Source organism: Mesorhizobium mediterraneum (assembly GCF_002284565.1).
Lineage (GTDB): Bacteria > Pseudomonadota > Alphaproteobacteria > Rhizobiales > Rhizobiaceae > Mesorhizobium > Mesorhizobium mediterraneum.
In genome coordinates this window covers 576,075-588,853 of record NZ_NPKI01000015.1, presented here as the reverse complement: position 1 = coordinate 588,853, position 12,779 = coordinate 576,075, and the positions used below count along the sequence as shown (strand labels likewise).

The 12,779-nt window shown below is 64.3% G+C and carries 10 protein-coding genes and 1 pseudogene; 8 read left to right on the top strand and 3 right to left on the bottom strand.

The features are described from left to right. Positions 1–128: 128 nt before the first annotated feature. The 7 genes from CIT25_RS12255 to CIT25_RS12215 all read left to right on the top strand — a co-directional run bounded on the left by CIT25_RS12255 (position 129) and on the right by CIT25_RS12215 (position 9,428). Positions 129–1,553, top strand: a complete 1,425-nt coding sequence (locus CIT25_RS12255) for a pyridoxal-phosphate dependent enzyme (RefSeq protein ID WP_095484762.1) — start codon at positions 129–131, stop codon at positions 1,551–1,553. Further along, a complete protein-coding gene (locus CIT25_RS12250) occupies positions 1,550–2,731 on the top strand; it encodes a cystathionine gamma-synthase (protein WP_095484761.1) in 1,182 nt (393 codons plus the stop codon). Before CIT25_RS12255 ends, CIT25_RS12250 begins: the two co-directional genes overlap by 4 nt. 323 nt (positions 2,732–3,054) lie before the next feature. Beyond that, the gene (locus CIT25_RS12245) at positions 3,055–4,032 is read left to right on the top strand and encodes a GlxA family transcriptional regulator (RefSeq protein ID WP_095484760.1); all 978 of its coding nucleotides are present in this window, start codon (positions 3,055–3,057) and stop codon (positions 4,030–4,032) included. 292 nt (positions 4,033–4,324) lie between these two features. Beyond that, positions 4,325–5,629, top strand: a complete 1,305-nt coding sequence (locus CIT25_RS12235; protein WP_095484758.1) for a M24 family metallopeptidase — start codon at positions 4,325–4,327, stop codon at positions 5,627–5,629. 17 nt (positions 5,630–5,646) lie between these two features. Next, the gene (locus CIT25_RS12230) at positions 5,647–6,327 is read left to right on the top strand and encodes an isochorismatase family protein (protein ID WP_095484757.1); all 681 of its coding nucleotides are present in this window, start codon (positions 5,647–5,649) and stop codon (positions 6,325–6,327) included. Positions 6,328–6,354: 27 nt separating this feature from the next. After that, positions 6,355–7,332 (top strand): alpha/beta hydrolase, encoded by a 978-nt coding sequence (locus CIT25_RS12225; RefSeq protein WP_245329826.1) that lies wholly within the window; start codon positions 6,355–6,357, stop codon positions 7,330–7,332. 452 nt (positions 7,333–7,784) lie between these two features. Continuing rightward, entirely contained in the window at positions 7,785–9,428 is a 1,644-nt protein-coding gene (locus CIT25_RS12215; protein WP_095484755.1) for an ABC transporter substrate-binding protein, read from the top strand. A 44-nt stretch (positions 9,429–9,472) separates the two neighbouring features. On the opposite strand, the pseudogene CIT25_RS12210 reads toward CIT25_RS12215, so the two are convergent. From CIT25_RS12210 to CIT25_RS12200, 3 genes and pseudogenes are all read right to left on the bottom strand, one after another. Further along, positions 9,473–9,987, bottom strand: a pseudogene (locus CIT25_RS12210) (pyridoxal phosphate-dependent decarboxylase family protein); the annotation flags it as partial. A 106-nt stretch (positions 9,988–10,093) separates the two neighbouring features. Beyond that, the gene (locus tag CIT25_RS12205) at positions 10,094–11,362 is read right to left on the bottom strand and encodes an aminotransferase class I/II-fold pyridoxal phosphate-dependent enzyme (protein WP_095484754.1); all 1,269 of its coding nucleotides are present in this window, start codon (positions 11,360–11,362) and stop codon (positions 10,094–10,096) included. A gap of 20 nt (positions 11,363–11,382) precedes the next feature. Then, the gene (locus tag CIT25_RS12200) at positions 11,383–12,471 is read right to left on the bottom strand and encodes a PLP-dependent cysteine synthase family protein (protein ID WP_095484753.1); all 1,089 of its coding nucleotides are present in this window, start codon (positions 12,469–12,471) and stop codon (positions 11,383–11,385) included. Here CIT25_RS12200 and CIT25_RS36220 point away from each other — a divergent pair. Beyond that, positions 12,470–12,664, top strand: coding sequence for a hypothetical protein (locus tag CIT25_RS36220; RefSeq protein ID WP_127205478.1), 195 nt, complete (start codon positions 12,470–12,472; stop codon positions 12,662–12,664). The two genes, CIT25_RS12200 and CIT25_RS36220, sit on opposite strands and share 2 nt — an antisense overlap. Positions 12,665–12,779 lie beyond the last annotated feature (115 nt).

Genomic DNA, 12,779 nt, shown 5'->3' with positions numbered 1-12,779 from the left:
GTGGAATCCCATTCCTCGTCTGGCCAATGGATTGGCACGATCTATCTTCTTTCAGACTGCAAACGGCTGGAAAAGAGGATAGGCTGACAGCCTGCCCAAGGCGGTCGCTTGACCATGGAGCATCTGATATGAGCAAGCATAAGATCGTGGCACGGGACGATGAACTGTCCCGCCTGCGTCCGCCCTATGCATCGGTTCTCGATCTGATCGGGCAGACGCCGGTCGTCGAGCTGACCAAATTCGATATCGGCAAGTGCCGGCTGTTCATCAAGCTTGAAAGCCAGAATCCCGGCGGCTCGATCAAGGACCGCATCGCGCTGTCGATGATTGCCGCCGCCGAAAAACAGGGCAAGCTGAAGCGCGGGGGCACCATCGTCGAGGCGACCGCCGGCAACACCGGTCTCGGCCTCGCGCAGGTCGGCATCCCCAAGGGCTACCGCATCATCCTCGTCGTGCCCGACAAGATGTCGCGCGAGAAAATCCAGCATCTGCGCGCGCTCGGCGCCGAAGTGCGCATGACCCGTTCCGATGTCGGCAAGGGTCACGCGGAATACTATCAGGACATGGCCGAAAAGATCGCCGCCGAGCTGCCCGGCGCCTTCTATGCCAACCAGTTCGCCAATCCCGCCAATCCGCTGGCCCACGAAACCACGACCGGCCCGGAAATCTTTCAACAGCTCGATGGTGACGTCGATGCGGTGGTCGTCGGCGTCGGCTCGGGCGGCACGCTGACCGGGCTTGGCCGCTATTTCGCTGAGGTCTCGCCGAAAACCGAGATGATTCTCGCCGATCCGGTCGGCTCGGTGCTGGCGCCGCTGATCAAGACCGGCAAGATGACAGAGGCCGGAAGCTGGACCGTGGAAGGCATCGGCGAGGATTTCGTCCCGCCCAATGCCGATCTGTCGCTGGTCAAAAAGGCCTACTCGATCACCGACAAGCAGAGCATGCTGGCGGTCCGCGACCTGCTTTCCAGGGAAGGCATCCTCGCCGGCTCGTCGTCCGGCACGCTGCTTTCGACCGCGCTTCGCTATTGCCGCGAGCAGACCGTGCCGAAGCGCGTCGTCACCTTCGTCTGCGACAGCGGCAACAAATATCTGTCGAAAGTGTTCGACGATTTCTGGCTGGCCGAGCAGGGCCTTGCCGAGCAGGAGCAGCATGGCGATCTGCGCGATCTGGTGATGCGCTCGCACCGCACCGGCGACACCGTGTTTGTCGGCCCCGACGAAAGCCTGCTCAACGCCTATGGCCGCATGCGCCGTTCGGATGTCTCGCAATTGCCGGTGCTGGATGAGGGCAAGCTCGTCGGTATCGTCGACGAAAGCGATATCCTCGCCCACGTCGAAGGCCCCTATGACAGCCGCTGGGACCGCTTCAAAGCCCCTGTGCGCACGGCGATGACCTCCACCCTGCACACGCTGCAGGCCAGCCAGACGCTCGACGCGCTGCTGCCGGTCTTCGATCGCAACGAGGTCGCCATCGTCTTCGACGGCGACGAGTTCATCGGGCTGATAACCCGCATCGACCTGATCAACCATCTGAGGCGCGCCCGATGACCATCAAAGCCACCGTATCGGGCAGGAACCGTCTGGCCTTCTCGACGCGCACGATCCATGGCGGCCAGAGCCACGACCCGACGACCGGCGCGGTGATGGTGCCGATCTATGCGACCTCGACCTATGGCCAGCAGAGCCCGGGCGTGCACAAGGGCTTTGAATATGCGCGCAGCCAGAATCCGACCCGCTTTGCCTTCGAGCGCGCGGTGGCCGACCTCGAAAGCGGAACCAATGCCTTCGCCTTCGCTTCCGGGCTGGCGGCGATCGCCACCATTTTCGAGCTGCTCGATTCCGGCGCGCATGTCGTCGCCACCGACGACATCTATGGCGGCACTTTCCGGCTGCTGGAGCGGGTGCGCAAACGCTCGGCAAACCTGCAGGTCGACTTCGTCGACTTCACCGATCTTGCGGCGGTCGAGGCGGCGATCCGCCCGGAAACCAAAATGCTCTGGGTCGAGACGCCGACCAACCCGCTGCTGCGTGTCGTCGACCTCGAAGCGGTGGCCGCACTGGCCAAGCGCAGGGGCGTGCTCTCGGTCGCCGACAACACCTTTTGCAGCCCCTATCTGCAACGGCCGCTGGAACTCGGCATCGACATATCAGTCCACTCGACGACCAAATACCTCAATGGCCATTCCGACATGGTCGGCGGCGTCGCCGTGGTCGGCGACAGCAAGGATCTCGCCGACCAGCTGAAGTTTCTGCAGAACGCCATCGGCGCCATATCCGGGCCGTTCGACAGCTTTCTGGCGCTGCGCGGTCTCAAGACGCTGGCGCTCAGGATGGAGCGCCATTCTTCGAACGGCCAGAAGATCGCGCACTGGCTGGAAAGCCGCCCCGACATCCGCCGCGTCATCTATCCCGGCCTCCCCAGCCATCCGCAGCACGCCACCGCCAGGCGGCAGATGCACGCTTTCGGCGGCATGATAACGGTCGAGCTCGACCGCGACCTCGCGGGCACGAAACGCTTCCTCGAGCACACGCAACTATTCACGCTGGCCGAGAGCCTCGGCGGCGTCGAAAGCCTGATCGAGCACCCGGCGCTGATGACGCACGGCTCGATCCCGGCGGGAAAACGCGCGGAAATCGGGATTTCGGATTCGCTGGTGCGGTTGTCCGCTGGGATCGAGGATGGCGATGATCTGATTGCGGATTTGGATCAGGCGCTGGCGAGCTGAGGGCGGCAACAAGAACCTTGCGAGACGTCGGCGGGACAGTGCCCCCCTCTGCCCTACCGGGCATCTCCCCCACGAGGGGGGAGATTGGCCGTCATCTTGCGCTTTCGCCAACCTCCAACGCTGAAACACGGACGGGACGGCGAAGCTGCCGATCTCCCCCCTTGTGGGGGAGATGTCCGGCAGGACAGAGGGGGGGCGTGAAGGATCGCCAACGAGCGGCGCTTGTTCTGCATCTTGTGTCTTACATTCAATTCCGTTGACCTTGGCGCCATCTGGCAGAATTGTAGCTTCTTGATCCACCTTGCTGCCTGGCTCCGGAAGCTATGAACAACCGACAACGCAGCCAACCGACGGCAAGCGACACCCCGCTCACCTTCGCCATCCTCGTCTTCCCCGGCTTTCCGATGATGGCGTTCAGCTCGGTGATCGAGCCTTTGCGCGCCGCCAATGTGCTGGCGAAGAAAAATTGCTACCGCTGGATCATCGTCGGCGCCGCCGAAGGCCCGGTCGCGGCCTCGAATGGCGTCGTCATCCAGCCCGGCTTTTTCGCCGGCGAGGCTCCAAAGGTCGATCGCATCGTCGTCTGCTCGGGCGGAAATGCCGATCATCTCGTCGCCGACGATGCGGTGAGCTGGATCCGCAAAAGCCTGCGCGGCGGCGCCCATATCGGCGCGGTGGCGGATGCCGCCTTCTTCCTGGCGCGGGCCGGCCTGCTTGACGGCCATGCCTGCACCTTGCACTGGACAAGCCAGGCCGCCTTCACCGAGGCGTTCCCGGACATCGAGCTGAGGCGCGATCTCTACGTCATCGACCGCAAGCGCTTCACCTCGGCCGGCGGCGTCGGCAGCCTCGACATGATGCTGGAGATCATCACCAACGACTATGGCGCCGAGCTCGCGGCCGGCGTCGCCGAATGGTTCGTGCACAGCCCGTTGCGCTCCAGCGTCGACCGCAAGCTGATGCCGCTGCGCTTGCGCACCGGCGTCCAGAACGAGCTGGTGCTGTCGGCCATCGCCATCATGGAGGATGCGGTGGAAGAGCGCCTAGGCATGGCGGCGCTGGCGGAAAAGCTCGGCGTCTCCTCCGACAAGCTCGAACGGAACTTCCGCTCCGAGCTCAGCATCTCGCCCAACGGCTATTACCGCCGCCTACGGCTGAAGCGCGCCGCTGATCTCTTGGCGCATTCGACGCTGATGGTGCGCGACGTGGCGCTCGCCTGCGGCTTCGCCTCGATGTCGAGTTTTGCGCGGGCATTTCGGGAGGAGCACGGCCACGCGCCGAAGGTGGCGCGGAGGCGCTAGGTCCTCTCGGACGTTGGCGGGACAGCGCCCCCCTCTGCCCTGCCGGGCATCTCCCCCTCAAGGGGGGAGATTGGCAGCTTCGATGCTCCGCTCCTCCTGCGACGGGCGAAATTCGCGAAAGCGGCGATGACGGCCGATCTCCCCCCTTGAGGGGGAGATGTCCGGCAGGACAGAGGGGGGCGCCGTAGAGCGCTACGGACGACTTCAAGCGGCATCCGGCACAACACCTGCGGGATTCCGCACAGCCTCTGCGCAAGGCATGGCTCATCTTCCCCGTTTCCAGGAGGCACCCATGAGCATTGTCGTTTTCGACCCCGACAGCACCGAGGACGTCGACTTCAAGGACCGTATGCGCCACCCGGCGGCGGCCGATCCGGCCGGCGGCATGTGGCTGTCCGATACCGAGCCGTCCTTCATCGACGCGGATGCACTACGCAAAGGCCGGCTCGCCAAGCTGCGCGCCTGGATGCGCGAGGCCGGCTATGGCGGCGTGGTGCTGTTCGATCCCTATAACCAGCGCTACGCCACCGGCTCGCGCAACATGTTCGGCTATTTCCTGCGCAACTCGACCCGCTACTTCTTCATCCCCACCGAAGGGCCGATCGTGCTGTTCGAATATCCGCAGAGCTACCATGTCTCGATGGTGCTCGACACGATCGACGAGGCGCGTCCTTCCAAGCTGGTGTGGTCCTCGGTGTCGGGCCGCGACGACGAAACAGCGGGTCCCTTCGCCGACGAGATCGCAGAACTGCTCAAGGCGCATGGCGGCGGCTCGATGAAGCTCGGCCTCGACCGCTGCGGCCATCTGCAGGCGCTGGCGCTGGAAAAGCGCGGCTGCGAGGTCAGGGATTGCCAAGGCGAAATCCTCGCCGTGCGGGCGGTCAAGACGCCCGAAGAAGTAAAATGCCTGCAGGTGTCGATGGCCGGCGCCGAGGCCGCCGTCTACGCGGTGCGCGAGGCGATCAAGCCCGGCGTTTCCGAGAACGATCTGTTCGCCATCATGTATCACGAGGTGATCCGTCAAGGCGGCGAGTTCATCGAAACCCGGCTCTTGACCTCCGGCCAGCGCACCAACCCGTGGTTCAACGAGGCGAGCGGCCGCAAGATCAGGCCGGGCGAACTTTTGGCGCTGGATACCGATACGATCGGCTGCTACGGCTATTATTCGGACTTCTCGCGCACCTTCCGCTGCGGGCCGGGCAAGCCGACGGATTATCAGAAATCGCTCTACCGCATGGCCCACGACCAGGTTCAGCACAACATCTCGATCGTGAAACCCGGCATGGCGTTTCGCGAGATTGCTGAAAAGGCTTGGAAGATCCCGGACCGCTTCGTCGACCAGCGCTATACCTCTGTCATGCACGGCGTCGGCATGCATGGCGAGACGCCGTTCATCGCGCACGCCATGGACTACGAGACCTATGGCCGCGACGGTTTTGTCGTGCCCGGCATGGTGGTCAGCGTCGAGAGCTATATCGGCGAGAAAGGCGGACGCGAGGGTGTCAAGCTCGAAGACGAGATACTGATCACCGAGACCGGCACCGAGCTTCTGTCGCGCTTTCCCTATGAGGACGATTTTCTTGACAAGCAGGTTTGAATGAAGGGCAGGTTTGAATGAAAGGCCCGGTCTCGATCGAGCGCGGCACGGTGGCCGCGGTGTTCGTCGACCTCCAGGAGGAGCATCGGCAGGACAGGCGCTATTTGGTCGAGGGTTTTGGCGGCGTTCTCGCCAATGTCCAGCGTCTGCAGGCGGCGGCGCGGGCCAACGATGTGCTGCTCTACCATTCGGCCTATATCGTCGATCTCACCAGGGAGGCGCGGCGGTTCCATCCGGTCGATGCGAATGGCAGGTCGGCTTTCTCCGACAAGGACGATCCGCTGACCGCGATCTGTCCGGAAGTGGCGCCGGTCGCCGGCGAGATGATGCTGGTCAAGACTGAGGCCAGCGCCTTCGGTGCAGGCCCTGCAGCCGGCCGGCTCAAGGCCGAAGGCATCGAGTGGCTGGTCGTTGCCGGCGTGTGGACCGAGGCCTGCATCGACGCCACCGTCAGGGATGCGGTGTCATCAGGCTTTCGGGTGCTGCTGGTCAAGGATGCCTGCGGCAGCGGCAGCACGGCGATGCACCAGACTGCCATCATCAACCTTGCCAACCGGCTCTATGGCGGCGCCGTCACCACCACCGACGGCGCCTGCCGCCTGATCGCAGGCGAGACCGTCGATGCATGGCAGGTCGTGGGTTCCGTGCCTTTGCGCTTCACCTACGAAAACGCGGCCCGGCTCTACGACGAGCTCTGACGCTTCCAGCGGATTTGGTGGGATCGGATGGCAATGGTCAGCGACGCCGAAAAGCCCGAGACAGCAAAACGGGGAAAATACGCGACGCTGCTCGACCCGGCGCTGTGGGCCTATATCGACCGGGTCAACGCATGGTATCCGCCCGAAATGGATCTGCCGGTCGACAAGCAGCGGGCGGTCTATGACGCGATGTGCCGGGCGTTTCACACGGGCACTCCCGCAGGCGTCGAAGCCAGCGACAGCGCGGTTGCCGCCGGCGACCATGCGATCCCGATCCGGCGCTACCAACTGGCGGGCAAGGCACCGCAAGCGATGGTCGTTTATTATCACGGCGGCGGCTTCGTGCTTGGCGGGCTCGACAGCCATGACGATATCTGCGCCGAGATCTGCGCCGGCACCGGCTTTGCGGTGCTGTCCGCCGACTTCCGGCTGGCGCCCGAACATCTGCATCCGGCCGCCTTCGACGATGCGCTGGCGGTGTTCGAATGGGCGGCTGACACAGAGGGCCTGCCGATCGTGCTGTGCGGTGAGAGCGCCGGCGGCAATCTTGCCGCTGGGGTGGCGCATGCGGCACGCCATCATCCTCGCCACGCAATCGGCCAGGTGCTGATCTATCCGGAGCTGGGCGGCGATGAGAGCGCCGGCTCCTATGTCGAGCACGCCGAAGCGCCGCTGCTGACGCTCAGCGACATCGGATTCTATCGCCAGGTCCGCTCCGGCAAGGCACAGTCGCCAGACGACCCGACCTTCGCGCCGCTGCGCGACAGCGACTTCTCCGGCCTGCCGCCGACGGTCGTCGTCACCGCGCAATGCGATCCGCTGTCATCGGACGGCGAGGCCTATCGTGACCGCATCCTCGCCGCCGGCGGCCGTGCCTGGTGGCACGAGGAGCCGCGCCTCGTGCATAGCTTTCTACGCGCCCGCAAGACCGTGCCGCGGGCCGGCGAAGCGTTCACCCGCATCGTCGCCGCCATCGCCACGCTCGGCAAGGGCGGCTGGTTGTAGGGAAGGCTGTTCTGCTGCATCTCCGCGTCGGTCGGCGGCGGGAATCACCGGCCACTCGGAACCAGGTTAACTCGAAGGCTGGCGTTCTTTCGCGCCCCCCTCTGGCCTGCCGGCCATCTCCCCCCACTTGGGGGGAGATGGCAGCTTCGGCGCTGCGCTCCTGCTGCGATGTTGGAAATTGGCGGAAGCCGGGACGACAGCCGATCTCCCCTCAAGTGGGGGAGATGTCCGGCAGGACAGAGGGGGGCGCTGTCCCGCCGGCGTCTCGAAAAGTTCCGCACTGCAGCAGTGCAAGCCCCTCTCCACTTCTGCGGAACAGCGCACAACAACTGCGGAAATGCGAACACTTCGCCCGTAAATCCCGCACTATCATCGCCTATGACCAAAGGCGCCCGGCAATCGCATCCGCCCCCGCGAAGCGGTCGACCGGGCGCCGACAGGGAGGATCGACGATGAAATTCATGCTGACCGACAGAGCGTTGCATCCGCAGGCCGAGCCCGTCGCCGACGGCTTCAAGAAAGGCGGCATGAACCGGCGCGAATATCTCGCCACCATGGCAGCACTTGGGGTCAGCGCCGCCGGCGCGCTGGCGCTGGGCGGCCTTGCGCCCTCCCCGGCCAGGGCGGCCGAGGAGCCGAGGCGCGGCGGCGTCTTGCGCGTCGCCATGAACGTCAAGGGCTGGAAGGACCCGCGCACTTTCGACGGCGTCGAAATGTCCAATGTCGCCCGTCAGTGCAACGAGTATCTGGTGCGCTGGAACCGCGATTTCACCTTCGAGCCGTGGCTGCTCGAGAGCTGGGAGACCAGCGACGACGCCCGCGTGCTCACGCTGCATGTCCGCAAGGGCATCACCTGGTCGAATGGCGATACCTTCAACGCCGACGACGTCGTCCACAATCTGACGCGCTGGTGCGATGCCGGCGTCGCCGGCAATTCGGTCGCCGAGCGCATGGGCGCGCTGGTCGACGCCGCTACCAAGAAACCGGTCGACGGCGGCATCGAGCGTGTCGATGACTTTACCGTCCGGCTCAATTTGCCGAAGCCCGACATATCGCTGATTGCCGGCATGACCGATTATCCGGCGCTGATCATGCACCGCAGCTACGATGGCGACGGCGATCCGCTGAAGGCACTGGCGATCACCACCGGACCTTGCGAACTGGTGGCATGGAACGCCGAGGTCGGCGCCGAGGTCCGCCGCAAGGACAAGCCGTGGTGGAAAGGCGACTTCTATCTCGACGGCATCCAATGGGTCGACTACGGCTCCGATCCCAACGCCATGTTCTCGGCTTTTGAATCGGGCGAGATCGACACCAACCACGAAACCGCCGCCGATACGGTTTCGCAAACCGACGCCATGGATCTAAGCAATTCCGAGCTTGCCACCGGCTCGACCATCGTCGCCCGCTTCAACGTCGGCAATCCGCCTTATGACGACATCAGGGTCCGTCGGGCCGCCCAGCTCGCCGTCGACAACAGCGCGATCCTGAAGATCGGCATGGACGACCGCGGCAAGCCGGCCGAGAACCACCATGTCGGCCCGATGCACGCCGAATATGCCGATATCGGCCCGGCCGTGCGGAATGTCGACGAAGCCAAGGCGCTGCTTGCCGAGGCCGGCAAGTCCGACCACGAATACGACTTGATATCCGTCGATGTCGACTGGCAGAAGAACACCGGCGATGCCATCGCCGCGCAGATGCGCGACGCCGGACTGAAGGTCAAACGCACCGTGCTGCCGGCGGCGACGTTCTGGAACGACTGGAGCAAATATCCTTTCTCCTGCACCGAGTGGCTCGGCCGGCCGCTGGGCGTCCAGGTGCTGGCTCTGGCCTACAGATCGGGCGCTGCCTGGAACGAGAGCGCCTACGCCAATCCGGAGTTCGACGCCTTGCTCGACAAGGCGCTGGCCACACCCGACGCCGGCGCCCGCAAGGAGATCATGGCCAAGATCGAACAGAATTTGCGCGACTCCGGCATCATCACTCAGCCCTATTGGCGCTCGGTGTACCGGACTTATCGCAAGGGCGTGCATGGCTGTGAGCAGCACCAGTCGCTCGAGCAGCATTTCGAGAAGGTTTGGCTGGACGCGTGATCGCGGGTCTTCCCTTCTCCCACAAGGGGAGAAGGGAGAGCCACGCCGGACCTTGATATCTCACGTCCGAGGCGCACTGTCTCCCGCACCAGCAGGTCTAGATCCTCGCGCCGGGTTACGGTGATTGTTGATCGCCACCCTGAGGCAATGCTGGCCATGCACCGTCGTGTCCGAAAGGGCGGCGATGCCTTCTTCCTGCAGCCTCAGCATGATCTCGGTGTTGAGCGCCTTCTGTCGCTCGCCCGACGTCTCGTCGCCGCGGTAGCGAAAACAGACGATGTTGATGCTCGGTGGCGCGACGAGTTCCAGCAGCGGCTCGGCCTCGATCAGCGTGCTGAGATAATGTCCCTGCGCGATGTTTTTGGTCGATCAGGCGGCCGAACTTCTCGATGCCGTGCTCCTTCAGCGCCATCCATACCTTCAGCGCCTGGAAACCGCGTGACGTCTGCAGGCCGTAATCATGCAGCCAGTGTCCGGAGGCGAGGCCGCGCGGCGTCGATTCCAGATATTCCGGCGTGACCGCGAAGGTTTTGCGATGCGCTGAAGCATCCCTGACTAGGATCAGGACCTATTAATTTGGCATTCAGCAGTCGATTGCAACGGCCGCCAGCCATCGCTCAAGCGATGGACCAGAAGCCCTTGTGTGAGCTCCTGCTCGCCAGGAGTTAGGCGGCGACTTCCCGGATCGCTCGCGCAAAGACGGGCAAAGAGCGCTCCACCATGCCGTCGTTTGCAGTCAAACTGATCCGCAGACGTCCAGGCAATTGGGCGACGCTGCCGGGCAGCACCCAGACACCGTCAGTTGCGAGGCGTGCCGCGAAGGCCACGTCGTCCGGTATTGGGGAGCGTGGAATGAGATAGAAGGTACCTTCAGGCACCGGCAGGTCGTATCCCGCTGCCCTCAAGCCTTCGACCATGCGATCGCGGCGCCGCGCGAGGGCTGCGACATCTATGCTGAGCTTCTCGAGATCAGGCAGTGCCCGCTGCAGGGTACGGCCGGCAAAAGCCCAACCGTGCGAAACCTGCGCTATGTCGACAGCCTCGCGCAATAGTATGCGATCGGCCTCGGGCATGTCCGCCCCGAGTGCGAGCCAGCCCAGGCGCTCGCCGGGCGCGAGCAAGGTCTTGCCGAAGGAATAGGCGATCAGCGTGTGCGGGTAGCTCTCGGCCGGACTGATATGCGCATGGCCGTCAAACACCAGTCGCGCATAGGGCTCGTCGGCAAGGAGATAGATCACCTTGCCAAATCTTTCGGACGCGGCCGCGAGCTTGTCGGCGAGCGCGTCGAGTTGAGCGCGGGGAAAGATGCGGCCGGTCGGGTTGTGCGGCGTGTTGACCACCACCACGCGGGTGCGCGGGGTGATCGCTGCCTCAATCTTTTCGAGATCGAGGTCATAGGTTCCCGGTGCTAGATCGACGGCGACGGGTGTCCCTGCCGCGCCGCGAATCTGGGCACCATAGGCGAACCAGCCGGGACGCGGATAGATGACCTCCTCTCCCACCTCGAGCACGGCGAGCAGCGCAGCCGCTATCGCGCCGAACCCTCCCGCGGTGATCGCAATGTCGTCTGGCTTGTAGTTCCGGCTTCGCGCCTGGCTGAGCGAGCGGGCCACCGTTTCGCGCGCCAGCGCATCGTACTTTTTATAACCGAACCAGTGAACATCCTGTGGCTCGACGTGGCGGATCAATGCATCGACAAATCCACGCAACGGCGTTTCCTGCGGATTGCCGAACATGAAATCGCAGGCATCAGGCCCCAGGCCGTCGCCCTCCAGGACGTTTCGCGCAAAATCCATGACCGTGCGCATTTCCTCGGTGACGGCGAGCATCCGGCTGGACACGGTGGCGATTGGCACGCACTTCCCCTGCTGCAGGCGGCGCATGTCGAGCGTTTCTTCGAAAGCCATGCCGGAGGATTTTGGCGTCGCGTCCATGGTGGTTTCTCCCTCTCCCGCTACTCGGCCGGGAACTGGCAGCCCGGCGTCGAGCGCGAAAGGGCCGTCTCCTCCGCGTCCATCTCGGCTTCGATGCCGTCGAACAGCGGCGTCGTCATGTAGCGTTCGCCGGTGTCGGGAAGCATGCACAGGATCACCGAGCCGGGTGCGGCTTTTTCCGCGATCTGGCGTGCCACGGCAAAAGTGGCTCCGCCGGAGATGCCGGTGAAAATCCCTTCCTTTTGCGCCAGCGCCTTGGCCCATTTGATGCCTTCGGGGCCGGGAACAGGCACGACCTCGTCATAGAGGCTGGCGTCGACCGCCTCCTGCAGCACGTTGGGAATGAAGTCGGGGGTCCAGCCCTGGATCGGGTGCGGCTCGAACGCCGGATGGCTGGCGGCGGGCCCACCGTCGGCGCCGCGCTCCTGTGCCTTGCCGCTGCCGATGAGCTGGGCGTTGGCGGGCTCGGCCAGCACGATCCGCGTCTCCGGGCGCTCGCGGCGCAGCACGCGCCCGACACCGACGACGGTGCCGCCGGTTCCGTAACCGGTGACGAAGCAGTCGAGCCGCGATCCGGCGAAATCGTTGATGATTTCGCGCGCCGTCGTCGCCTCGTGAATGGCGGCATTGGCCTTGGTCTCGAACTGGCGGGCAAGGAACCAGCCATTGGCCTCGGCCAGTTCCACCGCCTTGTTGTACATGCCAAAACCCTTCTGGGCGCGCGGCGTCAGCACCACCTTGGCGCCCAGCATGCGCATCAGCTTGCGGCGCTCGATGGAGAAACTGTCGGCCATCGTCACCACCAGCGGATAGCCCTTCTGGGCGCAGACCATGGCCAGCCCGATGCCGGTGTTGCCGCTGGTCGCCTCGACGACCGTCTGGCCCGGCTTCAGGGCGCCGCTGCGCTCGCCTTCTTCGATGATGTTGAGCGCCAGCCGGTCCTTCACCGACGCCGCCGGATTGAAGAATTCGGCCTTCACATAGATCGTCACACCATCGGGGCCGAGATTGTTGATCCTGATCACCGGCGTATCGCCGACCGTATCGAGAATGCTGTCGAACAGGCGGCCGCGGCCGGCCGTGGTCCTGATTTTTTGCTGATACAACATGGCTGTTCTCCTCTTTTTGTTATTGTCACGAGTTGTCGTCACGAGCCGGTTACAAACCGGCGGCGTGGGCGGCGAGGTTTCGAGACCTTGCCGCGGTACGGTGCCTGTGGCGGCAATGCTGCCCGGAAAGGCGGCAATGCCGGCGTCCGGCGCGGAAAATTCGTTGCCGGATGCACTCTATCGCTTTCAGTGATAAAGCAGAGGGCGATAGGCCAGCGTGGGAGCAAGCGTGGAAACGCACGTGGAATCCGCTCGATCGAGCCTGGGCGGCGCAACGGCCGGGCTGTCCGTGCGGCTGCTCGGGCCGC